At 29.7% G+C, this 21,063-nt stretch carries 22 protein-coding genes; 21 read left to right on the top strand and 1 reads right to left on the bottom strand.

Annotation, left to right across the window (positions count from 1 at the left end):
- Position 1: 1 nt before the first annotated feature.
- The 10 genes from IO99_RS06005 to IO99_RS05960 all read left to right on the top strand — a co-directional run bounded on the left by IO99_RS06005 (position 2) and on the right by IO99_RS05960 (position 10,499).
- Complete coding sequence (locus tag IO99_RS06005) at positions 2 to 1,720, top strand: B12-binding domain-containing radical SAM protein (protein WP_035131373.1); 1,719 nt, start codon at positions 2 to 4, stop codon at positions 1,718 to 1,720.
- 238 nt (positions 1,721 to 1,958) lie between these two features.
- The gene (locus IO99_RS06000) at positions 1,959 to 2,285 is read left to right on the top strand and encodes a hypothetical protein (RefSeq protein WP_035131371.1); all 327 of its coding nucleotides are present in this window, start codon (positions 1,959 to 1,961) and stop codon (positions 2,283 to 2,285) included.
- Complete coding sequence (locus IO99_RS05995) at positions 2,272 to 4,233, top strand: V-type ATP synthase subunit I (protein ID WP_035131369.1); 1,962 nt, start codon at positions 2,272 to 2,274, stop codon at positions 4,231 to 4,233. Before IO99_RS06000 ends, IO99_RS05995 begins: the two co-directional genes overlap by 14 nt.
- Positions 4,234 to 4,256: 23 nt before the next feature.
- Positions 4,257 to 4,730, top strand: a complete 474-nt coding sequence (locus IO99_RS05990) for a V-type ATP synthase subunit K (protein ID WP_156964299.1) — start codon at positions 4,257 to 4,259, stop codon at positions 4,728 to 4,730.
- Positions 4,731 to 4,747: 17 nt separating this feature from the next.
- The gene (locus tag IO99_RS05985; protein ID WP_035131367.1) at positions 4,748 to 5,350 is read left to right on the top strand and encodes a V-type ATP synthase subunit E; all 603 of its coding nucleotides are present in this window, start codon (positions 4,748 to 4,750) and stop codon (positions 5,348 to 5,350) included.
- A 15-nt stretch (positions 5,351 to 5,365) separates the two neighbouring features.
- Positions 5,366 to 6,367 carry a V-type ATP synthase subunit C gene (locus tag IO99_RS05980; protein ID WP_035131365.1) on the top strand — a complete coding sequence of 334 codons (1,002 nt, stop codon included), beginning with the start codon at positions 5,366 to 5,368 and terminating at the stop codon, positions 6,365 to 6,367.
- Complete coding sequence (locus IO99_RS05975) at positions 6,360 to 6,668, top strand: V-type ATP synthase subunit F (RefSeq protein ID WP_035131363.1); 309 nt, start codon at positions 6,360 to 6,362, stop codon at positions 6,666 to 6,668. The genes IO99_RS05980 and IO99_RS05975 overlap by 8 nt, the downstream gene beginning before the upstream one ends.
- 17 nt (positions 6,669 to 6,685) lie before the next feature.
- A complete protein-coding gene (locus tag IO99_RS05970) occupies positions 6,686 to 8,461 on the top strand; it encodes a V-type ATP synthase subunit A (RefSeq protein ID WP_035131361.1) in 1,776 nt (591 codons plus the stop codon).
- The gene (locus IO99_RS05965) at positions 8,454 to 9,836 is read left to right on the top strand and encodes a V-type ATP synthase subunit B (RefSeq protein ID WP_035131359.1); all 1,383 of its coding nucleotides are present in this window, start codon (positions 8,454 to 8,456) and stop codon (positions 9,834 to 9,836) included. The genes IO99_RS05970 and IO99_RS05965 overlap by 8 nt, the downstream gene beginning before the upstream one ends.
- A 3-nt stretch (positions 9,837 to 9,839) precedes the next feature.
- On the top strand, positions 9,840 to 10,499 hold the full coding sequence (locus IO99_RS05960) for a V-type ATP synthase subunit D (RefSeq protein WP_035131357.1): 660 nt from the start codon (positions 9,840 to 9,842) through the stop codon (positions 10,497 to 10,499).
- A gap of 50 nt (positions 10,500 to 10,549) precedes the next feature.
- On the opposite strand, the gene IO99_RS05955 is transcribed toward IO99_RS05960, so the two are convergent.
- Complete coding sequence (locus IO99_RS05955) at positions 10,550 to 10,993, bottom strand: bis(5'-nucleosyl)-tetraphosphatase (RefSeq protein ID WP_198028562.1); 444 nt, start codon at positions 10,991 to 10,993, stop codon at positions 10,550 to 10,552.
- Positions 10,994 to 11,210: 217 nt separating this feature from the next.
- Here IO99_RS05955 and IO99_RS18675 point away from each other — a divergent pair, with 217 nt between their 5' ends.
- From IO99_RS18675 to IO99_RS05895, 11 genes are all read left to right on the top strand, one after another.
- On the top strand, positions 11,211 to 12,524 hold the full coding sequence (locus IO99_RS18675; RefSeq protein WP_084178092.1) for a GNAT family N-acetyltransferase: 1,314 nt from the start codon (positions 11,211 to 11,213) through the stop codon (positions 12,522 to 12,524).
- Positions 12,521 to 13,291: an aminoglycoside adenylyltransferase domain-containing protein gene (locus tag IO99_RS05940; protein WP_035131355.1), complete on the top strand. Its 771-nt coding sequence runs from the start codon at positions 12,521 to 12,523 to the stop codon at positions 13,289 to 13,291. Before IO99_RS18675 ends, IO99_RS05940 begins: the two co-directional genes overlap by 4 nt.
- Positions 13,291 to 13,692 carry a nuclear transport factor 2 family protein gene (locus IO99_RS05935; protein WP_035131353.1) on the top strand — a complete coding sequence of 134 codons (402 nt, stop codon included), beginning with the start codon at positions 13,291 to 13,293 and terminating at the stop codon, positions 13,690 to 13,692. Before IO99_RS05940 ends, IO99_RS05935 begins: the two co-directional genes overlap by 1 nt.
- A gap of 21 nt (positions 13,693 to 13,713) precedes the next feature.
- On the top strand, positions 13,714 to 14,301 hold the full coding sequence (locus IO99_RS05930) for a hypothetical protein (protein ID WP_035131351.1): 588 nt from the start codon (positions 13,714 to 13,716) through the stop codon (positions 14,299 to 14,301).
- A gap of 44 nt (positions 14,302 to 14,345) precedes the next feature.
- Positions 14,346 to 14,861, top strand: coding sequence for a GNAT family N-acetyltransferase (locus IO99_RS05925; RefSeq protein WP_423219421.1), 516 nt, complete (start codon positions 14,346 to 14,348; stop codon positions 14,859 to 14,861).
- Between the two features lie 369 nt (positions 14,862 to 15,230).
- Positions 15,231 to 15,884 (top strand): response regulator transcription factor, encoded by a 654-nt coding sequence (locus IO99_RS05920; protein WP_035131349.1) that lies wholly within the window; start codon positions 15,231 to 15,233, stop codon positions 15,882 to 15,884.
- Between the two features lie 3 nt (positions 15,885 to 15,887).
- Positions 15,888 to 17,345, top strand: coding sequence for a sensor histidine kinase (locus tag IO99_RS05915; protein WP_035131347.1), 1,458 nt, complete (start codon positions 15,888 to 15,890; stop codon positions 17,343 to 17,345).
- 1 nt (position 17,346) lies between these two features.
- Entirely contained in the window at positions 17,347 to 18,060 is a 714-nt protein-coding gene (locus tag IO99_RS05910; RefSeq protein ID WP_035131345.1) for a hypothetical protein, read from the top strand.
- Positions 18,061 to 18,186: 126 nt separating this feature from the next.
- Positions 18,187 to 18,987, top strand: a complete 801-nt coding sequence (locus IO99_RS05905; RefSeq protein WP_051823955.1) for a M15 family metallopeptidase — start codon at positions 18,187 to 18,189, stop codon at positions 18,985 to 18,987.
- A 21-nt stretch (positions 18,988 to 19,008) separates the two neighbouring features.
- On the top strand, positions 19,009 to 19,788 hold the full coding sequence (locus IO99_RS05900) for an N-acetylmuramoyl-L-alanine amidase family protein (protein ID WP_051823954.1): 780 nt from the start codon (positions 19,009 to 19,011) through the stop codon (positions 19,786 to 19,788).
- 70 nt (positions 19,789 to 19,858) lie between these two features.
- Positions 19,859 to 20,596, top strand: coding sequence for a polysaccharide deacetylase family protein (locus IO99_RS05895; protein ID WP_051823953.1), 738 nt, complete (start codon positions 19,859 to 19,861; stop codon positions 20,594 to 20,596).
- The last annotated feature ends 467 nt before the right edge of the window (positions 20,597 to 21,063 follow it).

Genomic DNA, 21,063 nt, shown 5'->3' with positions numbered 1-21,063 from the left:
AATGAAAGTAGTTTTAGTTGCAGTAAATTCAAAGTATATACACAGCAATTTAGCAGTAAGATATTTAAAAGCATATACAAAGGATTTAGATTATAATTGTCACACTATGGAGTTTTCTATAAATGATAGAGAAGAAAGAATAGTTGAAGAAATACTATATGAAAAACCAAATATAATAGGATTTTCCTGTTATATTTGGAATATTGAGTTTGTTAAAAAGGTATCAACTTTAATAAAGCTTATAGACAGTAATATTGAAATTATATATGGAGGCCCAGAAACTTCTTATAATCCTATTGAGTTTTTAACAGAAAATATAGGTGAATATTTAATTGAAGGAGAAGGTGAAGATACCTATAGAGAATTAATTAATTTTAAAATAAATATTGAAGTTAATGGAGATAATAATAATTGTGAAAATATTAAGGGATTATACTACAAAAGTAAGGAAGGCATCATATATGGAGGTAATAGACCATTAATGGATATGAACAATATAGTATTTCCTTATGAAGCTGAAGACGACTTAAAAAATAAAATTGTATATTATGAAGCTTCTAGAGGATGTCCTTTTAATTGTAAGTACTGTTTATCTTCAACTACCCATGGAGTAAGATTCTTAAACATAGATAGAGTGTTAAAAGAACTACAATATTTTATAGATAAAAAAGTTAAATTAGTTAAATTTGTTGATAGAACCTTTAATTGTAATAAAACTTTTGCAAATGCTATTTGGAGTTATCTAATTGAAAATGGAGAGAATACCTGTTTTCACTTTGAAGTATCTGCTGATCTATTTAGTAGTGAATCAATAAATATACTTAGTAAAGCACCTAGTGGCATGTTTCAATTTGAAGTAGGTGTTCAAACCACCAATAACGAGATATTAAGAAATATTAATAGAACTATAGAATTTTCAACTATTAAAGAAAAAGTATTAGAGCTAAATAAACTAAAGAATATTAAGCAACATCTAGATTTAATTGCAGGGTTACCTGGTGAAGACTTTAACTCCTTCAGAAAATCCTTTAATGAAGTATATGAGATTAGTCCAGAGGAGTTACAATTAGGATTTTTAAAGCTTTTAAAAGGTTCTCAAATGAGGGAAGAAAGTGAAAAATGGGGAATGGTTTATTCACCTTATCCACCTTATGAAATTCTAAAAACAAAAAATATAAGTTATGATGAATTAATTATACTAAAGAAAATTGAGCATATGGTCGATAAGTATTTAAATAGTGGTAAGTTTTATACTATATTAAATTTCTTTAAAAAAAGTAATAAATTCAAAGATATATTCGAATTCTACTATGAACTATCTAAATTTTATGATGGCAAGGGATACTTTAGACGCAGCATAGCATCTGTAGATTATTACTCTCTCTTTGTTGAATTTAATGACTTTATCAAAGCTGGTGAGAAAGAATTATTATTAGACATAATAAGATATGAGTATTTCTCATATAATAACACAAAGTGGATACCTGACTTTCTAAGAATAGAAATGAGTAAAGCTGAGGAGAGAAATATAAAAGAATACATTATGAATAAAAATTCTATAGATAATATAAATAAAATAAGTGTGTTTAAATTTAATCATAGTATACAAAGTTTTATTGAATGTGGAGAAATAAAGAAAACCTTAAATTATATTGCCTTTATAAATAATCCCATTAAGGAAAGAATATTTATACAGGAAAGTGAATTAAAAGTTCAATAAAATGTCAAGTAAAATCTTTGTTATTTTAAAAAGTACAATATATTAATTTTTTGTATTGGTATATTGTACTTTTTAAGAAAACTGATATAATAGATTTTAATATATCTTTTAAAGAGTTGAACTAACCCATGTTATAAGTTATCCAATACCACTTAATTATTATGTTTACATAAGTACAGAAAGCAGACTTAATGCAAGTGGTTATATATATAATTAATACTTAAAAGGTGGTGATATTTTGGCGCTAGAAGCAATTAGTAAAATTCAACAGGCCGAATCTACTGCAAAGGATATATTAGAGAAAGCAGTAGAAAATAGCAAACAAATAATTAGTGATGCTCAAGTTAAAGGCAATGAAGAGTACCATGCTATCATTGAAGATGCTACAGAAAAAGCAAAAAAAATGAAAGAAGATGCTCTTAATAAAGGAAATGAGGAGTCACAACCAACCTTAGCTAAAGGGGATGAAGAAGTTAAAAATATAATTAATACTTCTAAGGAAAAGATTGATTTAGCTATTAATTTAGTAATTGAGAGGATAGTGAAGTTCAATGGCAATAGTTAAAATGAATAAATTTATGCTCTTAGCCTTTGAAAATCAAAAAAAATCTTTGCTTGAGAAACTGCAATCCTTCCAAAATGTACAATTCCTAGATTTAAGTAAAAATGAAAGTAGTGAATTGAATCAATTAAAAAGTGATAGTGCAAGCAGTGAAATTTCTGAAGTAGAAGGTGAATTATCAAAAGTAAAATTTATCATTGAGCTTTTGAGCACATTTAGTGAAAAGCCTAAACTACTAAAAGACCTAAAGGAAGGAAAAAAGAGCTATAGCTATGATGTGTTAGAGCAAATTACAAGTACCTCTCATTGGCATGAGGTATATAGTGACCTAAAACAAAAAGATAATAAAATAAACATGAATCATAATTATATAACTAAATTAAAGGCCAATATAGAAGAGCTAAAACCATGGGAATCTTTAGACACCTCAGTAGAAAGCATAAATGTACTAAAAAAATCTAAGGCTATACTAGGTGAAATTCCACAAGGGAATGTAGATTCTTTAAGGCTTAAGTTAGAGGAAACAACTAAAAACTACTACTTTGAAGTTATTAGCAGCATAGGTAGAAACAGCTACATAATGGTGATAGCTCACAATGATGACTTAGCTGATATAGAACAACTGCTCAAATCTTCAAGTTTCAGTAAGATTGATATTCAATGTGATGGGGTACCTAAAGAAGTTATAAAAGAGTACAAAAAAACCATTGAATCAATAAATACAGAAAATAATTTTATTCAAGAAGGTATGAAAGAACATGTTAATAAACTAGAAGAATATAAAGTAGTTTACGAATACTACAGTTCTTTATTATTAAGATTAAAATCTACCGAAAATTTCCTGAAGAGTAAAAACATTGTGGCTATAGAAGGATACTATCCTTCCGAATTGCATAATGACTTTCAAAGCACATTGAAAAGTATTTTAGGTGATGATTATTATTTAGAATCAGAATCCGCAGAAGGTGACGATGTACCTGTTAAATTAAAAAACAATAAAGTCTTTGAATCCTTTGAAAATATTACTTCTATGTACAGTGTACCTAAGTATAAGGAGATTGATCCAACACCACTGTTAGCACCTTTTTACATATTCTTCTTTGGAATGATGCTATCAGATGCTGGATATGGCCTTGTGATGTTTGTAGGTACTTTAATTGCACTTACTACTTTTAATTTAGATGGGGACACGAGAAAATCTATAAAGATGTTTTTCTTATTAAGTATTTCTACTATATTCTGGGGCATCATGTATGGTAGTTATTTTGGGGATTTTATCAAGATAGCTCCTCTATGGATGAAACCGGATAGTAATGTTGGATTACTAATGATTGTCTCTGTAGTAATGGGACTAATTCAAATTTATGTAGGTCTTGGAATTAAAGCATACATGCAAATAAGAGATAAAGATTACTTTGGAGCCTTTGCAGACGTTGGATTATGGTATATTACCCTAACTGGTGCAATTATTTGGGCATTAAGTGCTTTTGTAGATTTAGCTTCTCTTGGAGTTCCAGCTGTAATAATTGCTATAGCAAAATATGGTACTATTGCTGGAATGGTAGGAATTGTACTTACTAACGGACGCCAAGAAAGTTCTATAGGTGGTAAGTTAGGTCAAGGATTCTATGCTCTATATGGAATAACATCCTATGTAGGTGATTTAGTTTCTTATACTAGACTTGCAGCTTTAGGACTTGCAACAGGATTTATCGCTTATGCATTTAATATTATGGTAAGTATGGTATCAACTTCATGGGCTACAATTATATTTGGTGTAGCAATATTCGTAGTAGGCCATGTATTTAACTTATTTATCAACGCATTAGGTGCCTATGTTCACACATGTAGATTACAATACCTTGAATATTTCGGAAAATTTTATGAAGGTGGAGGTACATCCTTTAAGCCTTTAAAATATAATTCTAAATATTTTAAAATATCAAAATAGATAAATTAGGAGGAAAAAATATTATGATGGATTTTTTAATGGGAAACGGTGGAATAATTATAGCAGCTATAGGAGTTGCTCTTGCAGCAGCATTACCAGGGATAGGATCAGCAAAGGGTGTTGGTATAGTTGGTGAAGCAGCAAGTGGACTTTTAGCAGAAGAACCAGAGAAGTTTGGTAAAGCCTTAATTCTTGAATTACTTCCAGGTACTCAAGGATTATATGGATTTGTTATAGCACTTTTAGTATCTTTACAATTATCACCAGATATGTCTTTTGGTCAAGGGTTTTATCTATTTGCAGCTTGTCTTCCAATAGCTATAGCAGGATGGAAATCAGCTATATCTCAAGCGAAAACAGCAGCTTCAGCAGTTCAAATTTTAGCTAAGAGACCAGAGCACAACACAAAAGGTATTATATTAACTGTTATGGTTGAAACTTATGCACTTTTAGGATTTGTAATGTCTCTTCTACTAGTAATGAGTGGTAACTTTTAATTAAGGAAGTGAATAATATGTCTAATTTGGATAATCTTACTTCTAAAATTATAAAGGATGCAGAAGTAAAAAAAATTGAAATTTTAAATGAAGCTACCGTTAAAGCTGATGAAATAATTAAAAAGAAAACAGAAGAGGCCAATAAAAAAGCTTCTTCTATTTTACAAAAAGCTGAAATGGAAAGCAAAACTATAAAAGAAAGAATTATCTCAAAAACTGATTTAGAAATAAGAAATAAAAAATTATTAGCAAAGCAACAAGTTATTGAGAAAGTGTTTGAAGCAGCTAAGGAAAAACTAAAAGCTATGAATGCAGAAGAATTCACTAAATTCATAAAGAACTCTATTATGGCTATAGACATCCATGGAGATGAAGAAATAATTATAAACCCAGTAGATAGAGATAAGCTTCCTGAAAAGTTCTTAGCCGAGGTAAATAAGGCCTTAATATCTAAGGGCAAATTAGGAAATTTAAAATTCAACGTTAAAACTCATGAAATTGATGGTGGGTTTATCCTTAGTAAAAATGGAATTGAGATAAATAATTCCTTTGATGAACTTGTGAATTCACTTAAATATGAATTAGAGTATGAAGTTGGGAAAATATTGTTTACAGAATAGTGAGGAGGTATTTAAATGGACAGAATGGATTTTACCCATGCTGTAGCTCGATTAAGGGTAATGGAAAAAAGACTCCTTGATAAAAATAAAATTGAAAGATTATTGGATAGTGATGGACCACAGGAAGTTTTAAAGATATTACAAGAAACTACTTATGGTGAACTTATTAATAATATAGATTCAGTTTATGATTATGAAAAAATCCTTAAGGAAGAGCTAGTGAATCTTTACAGCACTTTATATAAAATATCTCCTGTAAAAGAAATTATAGATATTATGAGTTTAAGATATGATTATCATAATATTAAAGTTTTATTAAAGGCAAAAGCCTTGGGCAAGGATTTATCTAATATTTTAATACCAATAGGAACAATTCCTTTAGATACTCTTAAAAACTGTATTTTATCTGATGAGCTAAAATCCTTAGATAAGCAAATTCAAAAGGTTATAACTAAGGTAGAAAAAGAGTTTGAGGTTAATTCAGATCCTCAAGTAATAGACACTCTTTTAGATAAATACATGTTTGAAGGTATGATAGAAAAAGCAAGGAATATAGATGTTCAGTATATAACTAGATATGTAAATGAATCTATAGATATTACTAATATAAAGACTATGCTTAGAGTTAAAAAGCAAAATAAAGATGGTAGATTCCTTGAAGGTGTATTAATACCTAATGGAACTATAAAGCATAACTTTTTTATAGAAGGAATAAATGAATCCCTAGAAATCTTTACTAGTAAAATATCTAGAACCCCTTACTCAAAGGTACTACATACCATCTTAGAAGAATACATGGCTACAGGTAGCATTTCATCCTTAGATGTACTCTATGATAATTATATTATGGATCATGCAAAGGAAGCTAAGAGAGTTAACTTCGGACCAGAGCCTATCATTGCATATATAATTGCTAAAGAAACTGAAATTAAAATAATTAGAATTATTATGGTAGGAAAGATTAATAAGGTTGCTACTGAAGTTATCAGAGAAAGGTTGCGTGAACTATATGTATAAGATAGGTGTAGTTGGAGATAAAGATTCAATACTAGCATTTAAGGCCTTAGGAATTGATGTTTATCCAGCAGTTGAAGCTGAAGAAGCAAGAAAAATTGTAGATAAAATGGCTTTTGAAAATTATGCTGTAATATTTTTAACTGAGCAATTAGCTCAGCATTTAGAAGAAACTATTGAAAGGTATAATAAAAAGCTTATACCTGCAATTATACTTATACCAAGCAATCAAGGCACACTAAATATTGGTAAACAAAAAATCAGCGATTATGTAGAAAAAGCTGTTGGAGTAAATATCTTATAGAAAGGTAGGTAAAAAACTTGAAGAATGGTACTATTGTTAAAGTTTCAGGTCCATTAGTAGTTGCTAAGGACATGGATAATGCTAATATATTTGACGTTGTAAAAGTTGGTGAAAAGGGACTTATTGGTGAAATCATTGAAATGAGAGGCGATAAAGCTTCCATTCAGGTTTATGAGGAAACCTCTGGTATAGGACCTGGAGACCCAGTAATTACAACAGGAGAGCCACTAAGTATAGAACTTGGACCAGGATTAATCGAAGCTATGTTTGATGGTATTCAAAGACCACTTAATGCTTTGCAAGAAGCTGCAAATTCTCATTTCCTAAAAAAAGGTGTTGCAGTTAAGTCTCTAGACAGAACAAGGGTTTGGGAATTTAATGCTACAGCAAAGGTTGGAGATGAGGTAGAAGCTGGAGATATTATTGGAACAGTTCAAGAAACTGCCGTAGTACTTCACAAGATAATGGTTCCTTATGGAGTAAAAGGAAAGATTAAAGAAATAAAATCAGGTAACTTTACTATAGTTGAAACTGTTTGTATCGTAGAAACCGAAAAGGGTGATAAAGAGTTAACCCTAATGCAAAAATGGCCAGCTAGAAAAGGAAGACCTTATGCTAGCAAGTTAAAACCTATTGAGCCAATGATTACAGGACAAAGAGTTATAGATACATTTTTCCCAGTAGCTAAAGGTGGAGCTGCAGCGGTACCAGGACCTTTCGGAGCTGGTAAAACAGTAGTTCAACACCAGATAGCTAAATGGGGAGATACTGAAATTGTTGTTTATGTTGGATGTGGTGAACGTGGTAATGAAATGACAGACGTTCTTAATGAATTCCCAGAACTTAAAGACCCAAAAACTGGTGAAAGCTTAATGAAGAGAACAGTACTTATTGCTAATACTTCAAATATGCCAGTTGCAGCCCGTGAAGCTTGTATCTACACTGGTATAACTATAGCAGAATACTTTAGAGATATGGGATACTCAGTTTCTATAATGGCAGACTCTACTTCAAGATGGGCTGAGGCTCTAAGAGAAATGTCCGGTAGACTTGAAGAGATGCCTGGTGATGAAGGATATCCAGCTTACCTAGGATCAAGACTTGCAGATTATTATGAAAGAGCTGGTAAGGTTGTATGTTTAGGAAAAGATGGTAGACAAGGAGCAGTTACTGCTATTGGAGCCGTATCTCCTCCAGGTGGAGACTTATCTGAACCAGTTACTCAATCTACTTTAAGAATAGTTAAGGTTTTCTGGGGACTAGATGCTCAATTAGCTTATAAGCGTCACTTCCCTTCAATAAACTGGTTAAGTTCATACTCATTATACTTAGATAGTATAGGTCAATGGATGGATGATGAAGTAGCATCAGATTGGTCTCAATTAAGAATTGAAGCTATGACACTACTACAAGAAGAAGCTAGCCTTGATGAAATTGTTAGATTAGTAGGTATAGATGCACTATCTGAAAAAGATAGATTAAAATTAGAAGTTGCAAAGTCTCTTAGAGAAGACTATTTACAACAAAATGCTTTCCATGAAATAGACACTTATGCTTCACTTGGCAAACAACATAAAATGCTAAAATTAATTCTATTATTTAGAAAAGAAGCTGAACGTGCTTTAGAAGCTGGAGTTTATCTAAACAATATATTAAATTTACCTATGAGAGATAAAATTGCAAGAAGTAAATATATTGCCGAAGATAATATTGACACTATCAATAACATCGCTGAGGAATTAGTAGTAGAAATTAATAGATTAATTAGCGAAGGAGGGGTTCTAGATGCTTAAAGAATACAGAACTGTTACAGAAGTTGTAGGACCTTTGATGGTTGTTGAAGGTGTTGAAGGCGTTAAATATGACGAATTAGTTGAAATAGAATTACAAACTGGAGAAAAGAGAAGAGGTAAAGTTCTAGAAGTTAATGGTTCTAAAGCAATGGTTCAACTTTTCGAAGGTTCATCTGGAATAAACTTAAAAGGTACTAAAGCTAAATTTCTAGGAAGACCTCTAGAACTTGGTGTATCTGAGGATATGTTAGGAAGAATATTTGATGGTATGGGAAATCCAAACGATGATGGTCCTAGTATTATAGCTGAAAAAAGAGTAGATATAAACGGTGAGCCAATTAACCCAGTATCAAGGGATTATCCATCTGAATTTATTCAAACTGGAATTTCTGCTATAGATGGGCTTAATACATTAGTTAGAGGTCAAAAACTACCTGTATTTTCAGGTTCAGGACTTCCACATGCACAATTGGCTGCTCAAATAGCACGTCAAGCTCAAGTTCTTAACTCAGATTCTAAGTTTGCCGTTGTATTTGGAGCTATAGGTATAACTTTTGAAGAAGCTCAATTCTTCGTAGATGAGTTTAAAAAGACTGGTGCTATAGATAAATCAGTACTATTCATGAACTTAGCTTCTGACCCAGCTATCGAGAGAATAGCTACCCCAAGAATGGCTCTTACTACAGCTGAGTATTTAGCTTATGAAAAAGGAATGCACGTACTTGTTATATTGACTGATATAACAAACTATGCAGAAGCTTTAAGAGAAGTATCCGCTGCTAGAAAGGAAGTTCCAGGTAGACGTGGATATCCAGGATATCTTTATACGGACCTATCTACTCTTTATGAAAGAGCTGGAAGATTAAAAGGTATAGAAGGATCTATCACTCAAATTCCGATTCTTACAATGCCAGAGGATGATAAAACTCACCCAATTCCAGACTTAACTGGATATATAACAGAAGGACAAATTATTCTATCTAGAGAATTATATCAAAAGGGTATAATGCCTCCAATAGATGTATTACCTTCACTATCAAGACTTAAAGATAAAGGAATAGGTAAGGGTAAAACTAGAGAAGACCATGCAGATACTATGAACCAATTATTTTCAGCATATGCACAAGGTAAGCAAGCAAAAGAATTATCAGCAATTCTAGGTGAATCTGCTCTTTCAGATGCAGATAAAAAATATGCTAAGTTTGCTGAGGCTTTTGAAAATGAATATGTTTCTCAAGGATTTAATACAAATAGAAGCATAGAAGAAACTTTATCTCTTGGATGGAAGCTTCTAACCATACTTCCTACTACAGAGCTTAAGAGAATTAGAGATGAATACCTTGAAAAGTATATGCCTAAGGGAGATGAGGCATAGCATATGGCAAGATTAAATGTCAATCCTACTAGAATGGAGCTATCCAAATTAAAGAAAAGACTAGCTACAGCAACTAGAGGGCATAAACTTCTTAAAGATAAACAAGATGAATTAATGAGAAGGTTCATAGATTTAATAAAATATAACAATAAGTTACGTGGTGAAGTTGAAGATAAGCTTCAAGGTGCCTTTAAGGATTTCCTCATGGCATCAGCAGCTATATCACCTGAGTTCTTGGAAGAAGCTATTTCTTATCCTAAGGAAAGCATATCTTTAGAGCTAGCAGAAAAAAACATAATGAGTGTAAATGTACCTGTTATGAACTTCGTACGTAAGCTAGAAGGTGATTCAGGTAGTATATATCCTTATGGATTTTACAGTACTTCCTCAGAACTTGATAATTCAATTGAACAGCTTTATTTAATTCTTCCTAAGCTTCTAGAACTTGCAGAAGTAGAAAAGTCTTGTCAGCTTATGGCCGATGAGATTGAGAAGACAAGAAGAAGGGTAAACGCTCTAGAATATATGACGATTCCTCAGCTTCAAGAAACAATTAAGTATATTAAAATGAAGCTGGATGAAAATGAAAGAGGTGCTTTAAGCCGTCTAATGAAGGTAAAAGATATGATGGAAAAAGCACAGGCTGCAGCTGAGCAGATGTAAAAGAGGTAACCTCCGGGTTACCTCTTATTTTAATTTCTGTTTACTTAAATTCACTCACATAAAAATTTGTTAGTCTCACTAAGGATTCTTCGCCCACTTTCATAGGTTAATAAGCTCTTAGCTTCCTCATAATTACACCATCTATAATCCTCAATTTCTTCTACTTGAATTTTAATTAAACTATTATCAGCTTCTCCTAAAAACAATACCACTTCTTTTTCAATAAAATTATCAATATTATATTTATCTGTAGCTCGAAATCCATCTATTAAGTTAACTTTCAGTCCACATTCCTCAAAAACTTCTCTTAAAGCTGTTTCTTCTTCTGTTTCTGAATATTCCATATGACCTTTAGGGAATCCCCAATAACTATCAAGGCCAATACTTTTTAAAAGCAAATATTTAATTCCTTTATTTGAGGTTTTATATACTACTGCTCCACATGATTTTTCATAGCTCATATTCTCATCCATATTATTAATTAAAATATCCATTATTTTATCTCCTTAATTAACTTTTCTTAATATACCTAAAGGTTTTTTAAAAAATCACACCTTCTATGAAAATAATTAAATTCAAAATATATGAATATTATACACTAACTTCAATATTATTATTATAAATTTATGAATTATATTTATATAAATGGTATAATATAACTACTATTTTAAAATACATTCAATAAAAAATATGATTAAAAGGAAATAAGTTATGAATATTGTTAAATGCCAAAAACAAGATCTATCAAGTATTTTTGATATAATTTCTAAGTGTAAAACTCATATGGAAAGCCATAACATCTATCAATGGAATGAATTTTATCCTAGCTTAGATATTATAGAAACTGATATTATTAGTGGTAATTGCTATTTGTTAAAAGACAACGGACTATCTATAGCATATTTCGCCATAGATGAAGAGCAACCCTCAGAGTACAATAACATAAATTGGATTACTCAAGGTGAAAAAGTATTGGTTATTCATAGGTTAGCTGTACTTCCTGAATATCAAGGTATGGGAATTGCAAAGAAAATATTAAGATTCATTGAAGAGTTTGCTGATGAAAATAAATACACATCTATTAGATTAGATGCTTATAGCGAAAATAGAAAAGCACTTAAATTATACGATAATCATGGATATAAAAGAGTAGGTAAATTATATTTTCCTAATAGAGAAATTCACTTTTATTGCTATGAGAAGAAAGTAAAAACCACACCCATTCCAGAGATTTTAATTCCTATGTTAAATGAATATGATAAATCCCTAAGAGAAAACTTTCCTAATAAGATATTTGGTATATATGTTTATAATTCAGTAGCACTAGGTTGTTTTAGTGAGAAAACAAGCGATATAGATTTTATAACAATATTAAATGAGGAATTTGAAAATGAAGATATTGGTACCGTAGAAAAAGTCCATAGGAAAATAAGTAAAACTTTTGAATATGGTAATAGGATGGAAGGCATGTATATAACTAAGGATAAAGTAGGTAAGCTTAATTCAGAAATAAGCCCTTATATATACTTTTGTGATAATATTCTTCATTACTATGGCTATTACGATATTAATTATATTACTTGGTGGACATTAAAGTATTTTGGCATACCTATAAATTGCCCTGATGTTAACAGTTTATCTATAGAAGTAGATTGGTGTAGTATTATACAGAATATGAACTACAATTTAAATAATTATTGGGAAGATAAATTAAGTGAAAATCATATATTTCTCCAGGATGAATGGATTGAATTTTCAGTTGTAACCCTATGCAGGATACTGTATACCTTAGAAAATAAAGCTATAACCTCTAAAGATAGCGCTTTAGAATATGCAATAACTACTATACCTAAGAAGTACAGTTTAATCATAAAAGAATGTTTAAGACTTAGGAAGAGAAATTCTGATTCATCCTTTTACAGATCAACATTTGAAAGAGAACATTCAGCTAAAGGCTTCATCAAATTTATCATAGATATTTGTAATGAAAAGTATAAGTTACAGGAAAGGAATTATATAAAATGAAAAATATAAAAACCATATTAGATAGTATAGTAGAAAGCTATAAAACCATATTAGATGATAACCTAATAGGAATCTATATCCATGGTTCTTTAGCTATGGATTGTTTTAATCCTGATATAAGTGATATAGATTTTTTAGTAGTAGTAAAAGAAAACCTAAATGCCAATGATAAAAGAAAGCTTGTAGATATTTTATTAGGACTATCTAAAGATGGACCAGGAAAAGGTTTGGAAATGAGTGTGCTTTTAGAAAAGGATGTTAAGAACTTTAAGCATCCAACTCCATATATACTTCACTATTCTAATGCATATAAAGCAACTTATGAAGCTAATCATAGCTATTTATGTGAAGATGGAGAAGATCCAGATTTAGCTGCTCATATTACAATAACAAGAGCTAGAGGGATTTGTATATATGGTAGCTCCATAGAAGATATATTTTCACCTGTACCAAGAAAAGACTATTTAAAATCAATTTATTTTGACATAGCAAATTCTAGAGAAGAAATTATAGAGTTGCCTATGTATACTATTCTTAATCTTTGTAGAGTTTTATATTATCTTAAAGAAGATGTTATTTGTTCCAAAAAAGAGGGGGGACAATGGGCATGCTCTAATCTTCCGAAGGAGTATATAAAGACTGTAGAAAAAGCTTTAAACTGCTATGAAGAGGGAGAAGAAGCTAATTTTAATGAGAAAGGTCTAGTGAACTTTGCAGATTTTATTATGAACAATATAGATAACTATTTTAATAGTGAGGTGAAATAATGAATTATATCAAAGAACATATATTAGAATTAGAGAATAATTTACTAAAATCAGAAGTAAGAAAATCAGCACAAAAGATAAATGATATATTAGCAGATGATTTTATCGAATTTTGTAGTTCAGGAATAGAATATCATTATGAAAAAGGAGATATACATCAAGATCAAGATGATGATACTACATTACAGTGTGAAATTTTAGATTTTAATATAAAAGAATTATCAAAGGATTGTATATTAGCCATGTATAAAGTAATAAAGCATAATGAAATTGATGAAAATAAAAAATATTCTCTTCGTAGTTCCATATGGAAATATTGCGATGGAAAATGGAAAATGTTTTTTCATCAAGGAACTTTATCATGTAAATTTGAAATTGAAAATAAATTATTACACAATTAAAATAGTGAGTGAGGCGAAATAATGAATTATTTAAATCGTGCTATAGAATTACATAAAGAAGCTGAAGATATAATTTATAAAGAAGGTATTGACTCTATTCTAAAGAAATATGGACAAGTTAATTATACCGGTAGTTATAGATTTAATTTAATGGCCTGGGAAGATATTGATATGAACATGGTAATGTATGGAGAAGAATTTTCTTTAGATAACTTCTTTAAAATGGGGAGTGAACTTGCAAAGATAAAGAATATTAAACTAATGAAATTTCAAGACTTTGTTAATTACCCTAAGAAAGGACTTCCAAAGGGATTTTATTGGGGAATCCAATATGAAAGTAAGATCACCGATAAAACTTGGAAAATGGATTTGTGGATTGTAGATAAAGAAAGTTTTGAATTTAATAAAAACTATGTCTCTAAAGTAATTAAAAATTTAAATGAAGAAAACAGGAGTTTAATCTTAAATGTAAAAAACTCCATTATAAATGAAGAAGGAAGAACTCCATTTACCAGTGGATATTACATTTATGAGGCAATATTATTCAAAGGATTAAAAGATAAAGAACGTATAATTAATTATTTAAAGGAGAAGGGCATTAAAATATAGATTAAAGCTTTGATAAATATATAATATGACAAGGAGTGAGATAGTTGTTTAAATTAGTTAAACCCACATTATCTATGGAGAAAGAATATGTAGACTATATTACTGAATGGGAAGCTACTGAAGAGAAGATTGTTCCAAATGCAGCTAAACGAGATAGCATGAGTTTCAAAGAGTTAGTAAATAAGTGGGAAGAATATGAGTCAGAAAGGATGTATGAGAAAGGACTAGTTCCTTCTTCTATGTATTTTTTAATGGATGAAGACAAAAAAATTTATGGAGCTATAGATATTAGGCATGAGCTAAATGATTACTTATTACGATATGGAGGACATATTGGATATGGAATAAGACCTTCTCAGAGGAGAAAAGGTTATGCTTCTCAAATGTTAACTCTAGCACTACCTATAGTAAAAGAATTAGGTATAAGTAAAGCCTTAATTACTTGTGATAAAAATAATACAGGTTCAGCTAAAACCATTATGAATAATGGTGGAATTTTAGAAAATGAAGTTATAAATGGAGATGAAATAACTCAAAGGTATTGGATAGAGCTTAGGTAATTTGATACCTAATAGAAAATAATTACTTCTTTAAATATCATTTACAAACCTCTCCTAATACGGTGCATTAAAAGAGCTGTTGCGGTATAAATGTTGCAACAACTCTTTTGAATTTAATTAACTAATTTAATTTTATATTTAGTTTACTTAATATTCTATTTACAATAAATGTAGGTCCGCTTAGAATATATTTATCAATTTTTTCTATTGCCATTTATCAAATTAGATAGTTCAGGTTCTAGTGTTATTGAATTTGAAAAAATACAAATGAGTTATTTATATAAAAATGACAAATGATGCAATAATGATACAATTATGATATAAAATAAAGAAATAAGGGTATTTTATATTCCATAAGGAGATGAATGTATGATTAAAATATTAACAGTTGAAGATGAAAAACCAATTTCTAATTTAATAAGGATAAATCTTTTAGATGCTGGCTATGATTGCGAATGTGCCTTTGATGGAGAACAAGCTATTGAAATGATTGAAAAAAATAATTATGATTTAATTCTTTTAGATATTATGCTACCTAAGGTAGATGGCTATGAACTATTTGAATATATAAAACCACTAGAAATTCCAGTTATATTTTTAACGGCAAAATCTAATGTAAAAGATACGGTAAAAGGCTTAAAGCTTGGAGCCGAAGATTATCTTACAAAGCCCTTTGAAATAATGGAATTACTTGCTAGAGTGGAGAGGGTACTTAGACGTTTTAATAGGCTCCAAGATCACCTTCAACTATTTGATATAGAGATTGATACTTTATCTAGAATAGTAAAAAAAAAGGGTGAAATTATAAATCTAACTGCTAAAGAGTATGATTTATTATTACTTTTCATCCAAAACAAAAATATCGCTCTATTTAGAAAGCAAATATATATGAGAGTTTGGGGCGACGATTATATGGGAAACACTCGAACTGTAGATTTACACGTGCAAAGAATGAGAAAAAAATTAGATTTAGAAGATAAAATCGTGGCAGTATACAAAATAGGATATAGACTGGAGGTATAGTCTTTGAAGATATTTTGTAAAATTTTTTTTGCAACTATCATAATATCTATTAGCTGTTTTAGTATTGGAAGCTATATTTTAATTAACAGCAATTTTAAGTCTTCACTAAAAAGAGAAATTGATACAACTTATATAGAAAATGATATTTTAAATTTTACTTTATCCCAAGAACTTGATGATATCAGTGAATCGTTTATTGAATTTTCAAATAGTAATAGTGATGAGGCAAATTACACTAAATCCCAATGGATAGCTCAAATTGCCCCTACAGTGAATATTGGTACTGTTCAAGGCAAGATGAATTTTCGAATAAGCAATGATAACGGTAAAGTTATTTATGAAAACTTGGAAGACAAGTTTGGTAATGAAATTATAAAAAAGCTTGATAAAAACACAAAAGCTCATGAAATCGTACATATAAATAATAAATACTACATACATGCTATAGTTCCAATGCAAACTTTGGAAGAAACCTTCTATGTACAAAATTTTACTGATATCTCTCACGTATTTGATAGTCTAAACAACCAATACAAAACCTTTATATATATAGTTATTATAATGATAGCTGTAAGCGGAATGGTATCATTTTTTGTTTCATGGCTAATTTTAAAACCTATATATAGGTTATCAAAGGCAACTCAAGAAATTGCAAGGGGGAATTTTGAACAAAGAGTATATACAAAAGCTAAGGATGAAACTGGAGACCTTGCAGATAATTTTAATTTAATGGCGGAGAACTTAGATACAACAGTCAAAGAACTTAAGGATTTAAATGTTAGACAAGAATCATTTATAGGAAGCTTTGCCCATGAAACAAAAACTCCTTTAACATCTATGATTGGATATGCAGATATGCTTCGCTCAAAAAAATTGCCACAAGAAGAAATAATGATTTCAGCTAATTATATCTTTGAGGAGGGTAAAAGAATTGAAGCTTTATCTATGAAACTTTTAGATTTAATTATTTTAAAGAAGAGAGAATTTAAAATGTACTACATATCAACAGGTGAATTTTTTGAAGAAATAAATGGAATTGTGCATCCTTCCTTAAGAAAACATAATATAGAATTTTCACTTGGTGTAGATGAAGAAAAAATATATGTAGAGCCTGATTTCCTAAAGACGGTTTTTATAAATTTAATAGACAATTCTATTAAGGCTATTAATGCTGGACAGCATAATGAATTTGGAAAAATATCTTTATTCGGGAGAAGACAAGGTGAAGATTATATAGTTACCATAGAAGACAATGGTAAGGGCATGGAAGAAAGTGAGCTATCAAGAATTACAGAGGCCTTTTATATGGTAGATAAATCAAGGGCAAGAAGTCAAGGTGGAGCTGGTCTTGGACTTGCAATATGCGTTGAAATTATAAAGCTTCATAATGGGGAAATTCTATTTCATAGTAAGTTAAATGAAGGAACTAAAGTTATAGTAAAGTTAAGGGGTGAAATATAATATGAAAAAAGATAAAATTAAATACGAAAATATTATAATTGGTATAATATTATTCAGCATTATAGCAGCCTTTGCTTTTCTGCCTATAATTTTATCTTACATTCAACAGAATTACCTTATAGGCAAAGTTGAGACTACTATTATAAATAGTGATAATAGTATCAACAGTTCTGAAACATCTATTGTTGACAAATTATCTATGATATGTGGCTATGGAAAGATGAACAAAGACATTATTCTCATTGATAAAAAACAACTATTTCAACCTAAAATGAACAATATAAGCTTACCTGACTCAATAATTAATGAAATTAAGAAGCTACAAGATATAGATATTATTCCAAAGGTTAATTTAGATAATAACTTAAGGATTATAGATTTTACTCTTAAAACATATATAGATTCAAAGAATTTAGAAAACAAAGTTAAAGTCTGGGATATTAGCTTAAGTACTGATGAGTGTGCCCTTAACATAGTAATTGATATAGAAACCAATATAATTTATGGATTTAGTATTTCGTCTTTTATGAATAATAGTGATATTAAATTAGTAACTAATCCCAATGAATTCGCTAGTTATTTAGGTATCAAATGGTCGAAAGTGGAAGACTATGGATATTCTAATGGTACAACTTATTCAATAGTAGAAAAACAAATATTTTATATATATAGTGTATCAGATAGCTATATAGGATTTAATATAATAAATTATTAAAAAAACTATAATCATGATAAATATCATGATTATAGTTTTTTTACAAAGTATGCAACTTTGATGGAAAAATGATATAGTTTTTAAACATTCCTTTTATATTATAAATTCATAGAAGGAGTGATTTAAATGAAGAAAACATCAAAAGATAAAAAAATATCAATAAATAGAAAGAGAAAAAGAAATTTAGTTTTAATATATTGCATAGTTTTTTTCACATTTTCTACTTTGGTCTTTAAAATTACAAAAGATGCTGTTACTAAAGTATGGGAAGCCTCTACCTCTAGTATGTCATCACTTGGAAATAAAACTCAATCTAATTTACCTAATCAAGAAAATTTAAAAGAAAAAAACAATCTATCTTCACAAGATAAAAAAAGTTGGAACTTAATTTTAGCAAATCCTTCAACCGTTTTACCAGAAGACTTTAGTGTAGATTTGGCACAACTTAGCAATGGCCACCAGATTGACAGTCGTGCATATAATGACTTACAAAATATGATGGATGATGCACGTAAGGAAGGCTTAGCTCCTATGATTTGCTCTTCTTATAGAACCATGGATTTTCAACAACAGATATTTAATCAAGAGGTTAGTAAATATATGGGACAAAATTATTCTCAAGAAGAAGCTAAAAAGAAGGCTGCTCAATGGGTAGCAATACCAGGAACAAGTGAACACCAAACTGGACTTGCATTAGATATTGTTTCATCTAGTTATCAGTTACTAAATAAGGAACAGGAAAATACACCGGAGCAAAAGTGGTTAATAGAAAACTCTTATAAATATGGATTTATATTAAGATATCCCTCTGATAAAACTAATATTACTGGAATAGAGTATGAACCTTGGCATTATAGATATGTAGGAAAAGAAACAGCAAAAGAAATTACTGAAAGAGGAATTTGTCTAGAGGAATATTTAAAATAAAGATTGATTAGAGGTGTATTTATGGGAGAAAAAAATGTGAAAAGTGAATATACATATAAAGTTAATATTGGTAAATATAAAAAGAATAGAAAGAAACGTAATTTTAAAGTCATAGGTATTATCCTAATAGTTTTTGTTGTCATTGGAATTAAACAGTTAAACATCTTCAAAAGTGATGCTATCACATTAGTCGGAAGTAAAGACACTGAAACACAAGAAGTCCTAAAGTATCCTGATAGACCTATAGTCTGTATTGATGCTGGTCATGGAGGCTATGACGTTGGAACTATGACAGACTCTAGTATATATGAAAAAGATATTACAATAAAGGTAGCCCTTGAAGTCGGTAAAATATTAGAGGAAAATCAGATAAATGTTGTTTACACAAGAACCAGTGATGAAGTTCCATGGCCCAGTAATGAAAGTGATGATCTTCTTAAACGTATAGATATATCAAATTCAAAAAATGCCGATGTATTTGTATCTATACATTGTAATTCCTTTGAAGATTCAAGTGTTAAAGGTGTAGAAAGCTGGTGTAGATTTCCAAATAGTGAAGGGGAATCCTTAGCAAAAAATATTCAAAATAAATTAGCAAGTGTTAACTATACTACAGATAGAAGAATAAAATATGAGTCTGACAGTGAAATTAAGGTAATTAGACTAAATAATGCTGTTTCCACATTAGTTGAGCTAGGATACTTAACTAATGACTCTGATACTGAATTTCTCTTGTCAACACAAGGACAAGCTAAGTGTGCAAAAGCCATCGCTGATGGAATTCTAGAGTATATTTCTTAAACTTTTATATTATATAAGTCTCTGTTTTGTTATGTGTTTATAAATTTATAAAGAAATGGTAGGTGATGAAATGAATAAGAAGGTAAACATAATAATTTTAATAGCTCTATTAATTATAGTATTTATTGGAATACTTGAGTATGAAATAAGTGAAAATGCATCAATAAAAAGTGATTATACAACTGAGGAAGAAATTAATCAAGAAACTACTACTGCTAATGAGAAAAAGGAGTCTTTAAATAAAATAATTAATACCTCATCTTTAAATAATGAGAAAACAGCTTGGTGGTTTAATCCAAATAAAGATCATACAACACCTGGAATAAATGACAATTTAAATTATGACTTACATGAATATGATGCTCATTATGTTATGGATACAGATAGAAAAGTATTGCATTTAACTTTTGATGTAGGTTACGAAAATGGATATACTTCTCAAATATTAGATATTCTTAAAGTTAATGATGTAAAGGCAACATTTTTTGCTACACTTCCTTATCTAAATGAAAATCCTGAAATTATTAAAAGGATGGTAGATGAAGGTCATAGGGTAGGAAATCATACAAGTAGTCATTTATCTATGCCATCCTTAGCTGATAACGAAAAAAAATTTAACAAAGAAATTAAGGATGTTGAAAACAAATTTAAGGACATTACTGGTAAGGATATTACACCATATTTTAGACCGCCTATGGGCGAATATTCCCAAAAATCTTTAGCTATGACTAAAAATTTAGGTATAAGTCTATATTTTGGAGTTTTGCTTATGCTGATTGGGATCCTAATAATCAACCTAACCCAATAGAAGCAAAGAAAATAATTCTAAATGGACTCCATAATGGAGCAATATTGCTTATTCATGCAGTCTCTAAAACTAATACTGAAATACTAGACTCAGTTATAAAAGACGTCAAAAATCAAGGGTACAAGTTTGAATTATTAGATTAATTTAACTGTTGATAATTAATGAGATTTTCTTTATTTAATTAGTGAATAATACCTTAAAGAAAAGTGAGAGTGTGAAATTATTTCTGTAAATAGCTTTCTATGATAATTATTTTAAAGGCATGGAGGTCATGATGTAGCTACCATGCCTTAATTTTAATATAATAGTAAATAAATTACATGTCAAGAACACCCTTAAACCGGGTGTATTTTTTTATATATTAGCCGTAGGCTTTAAGGAAGTCTTCCTTCATACATTATGGACAGTTCTCCATAAACTTTGCCCCAGTTTCTAAGTGGTAAACTCCATTTTTTTGTGGCTTCAAA

The sequence above is a fragment of the Clostridium sulfidigenes genome (assembly GCF_000732635.1).
Lineage (GTDB): Bacteria > Bacillota > Clostridia > Clostridiales > Clostridiaceae > Clostridium_J > Clostridium_J sulfidigenes.
Note: the sequence above shows the minus strand (reverse complement) of the source record. Positions and strands in the feature narration are given on the sequence as shown.

Coding starts and splice junctions, on each gene's coding strand:
- IO99_RS06005 (WP_035131373.1), top strand. CDS start 2: ATGAAAGTAGTTTTAGTTGCAGTAAATTCAAAGTATATACACAGCAAT.
- IO99_RS05995 (WP_035131369.1), top strand. CDS start 2,272: ATGGCAATAGTTAAAATGAATAAATTTATGCTCTTAGCCTTTGAAAAT.
- IO99_RS05990 (WP_156964299.1), top strand. CDS start 4,257: ATGATGGATTTTTTAATGGGAAACGGTGGAATAATTATAGCAGCTATA.
- IO99_RS05985 (WP_035131367.1), top strand. CDS start 4,748: ATGTCTAATTTGGATAATCTTACTTCTAAAATTATAAAGGATGCAGAA.
- IO99_RS05980 (WP_035131365.1), top strand. CDS start 5,366: ATGGACAGAATGGATTTTACCCATGCTGTAGCTCGATTAAGGGTAATG.
- IO99_RS05975 (WP_035131363.1), top strand. CDS start 6,360: ATGTATAAGATAGGTGTAGTTGGAGATAAAGATTCAATACTAGCATTT.
- IO99_RS05965 (WP_035131359.1), top strand. CDS start 8,454: ATGCTTAAAGAATACAGAACTGTTACAGAAGTTGTAGGACCTTTGATG.
- IO99_RS05960 (WP_035131357.1), top strand. CDS start 9,840: ATGGCAAGATTAAATGTCAATCCTACTAGAATGGAGCTATCCAAATTA.
- IO99_RS05955 (WP_198028562.1), bottom strand. CDS start 10,993: ATGGATATTTTAATTAATAATATGGATGAGAATATGAGCTATGAAAAA.
- IO99_RS18675 (WP_084178092.1), top strand. CDS start 11,211: ATGAATATTGTTAAATGCCAAAAACAAGATCTATCAAGTATTTTTGAT.
- IO99_RS05940 (WP_035131355.1), top strand. CDS start 12,521: ATGAAAAATATAAAAACCATATTAGATAGTATAGTAGAAAGCTATAAA.
- IO99_RS05935 (WP_035131353.1), top strand. CDS start 13,291: ATGAATTATATCAAAGAACATATATTAGAATTAGAGAATAATTTACTA.
- IO99_RS05930 (WP_035131351.1), top strand. CDS start 13,714: ATGAATTATTTAAATCGTGCTATAGAATTACATAAAGAAGCTGAAGAT.
- IO99_RS05920 (WP_035131349.1), top strand. CDS start 15,231: ATGATTAAAATATTAACAGTTGAAGATGAAAAACCAATTTCTAATTTA.
- IO99_RS05910 (WP_035131345.1), top strand. CDS start 17,347: ATGAAAAAAGATAAAATTAAATACGAAAATATTATAATTGGTATAATA.
- IO99_RS05905 (WP_051823955.1), top strand. CDS start 18,187: ATGAAGAAAACATCAAAAGATAAAAAAATATCAATAAATAGAAAGAGA.
- IO99_RS05900 (WP_051823954.1), top strand. CDS start 19,009: ATGGGAGAAAAAAATGTGAAAAGTGAATATACATATAAAGTTAATATT.
- IO99_RS05895 (WP_051823953.1), top strand. CDS start 19,859: ATGAATAAGAAGGTAAACATAATAATTTTAATAGCTCTATTAATTATA.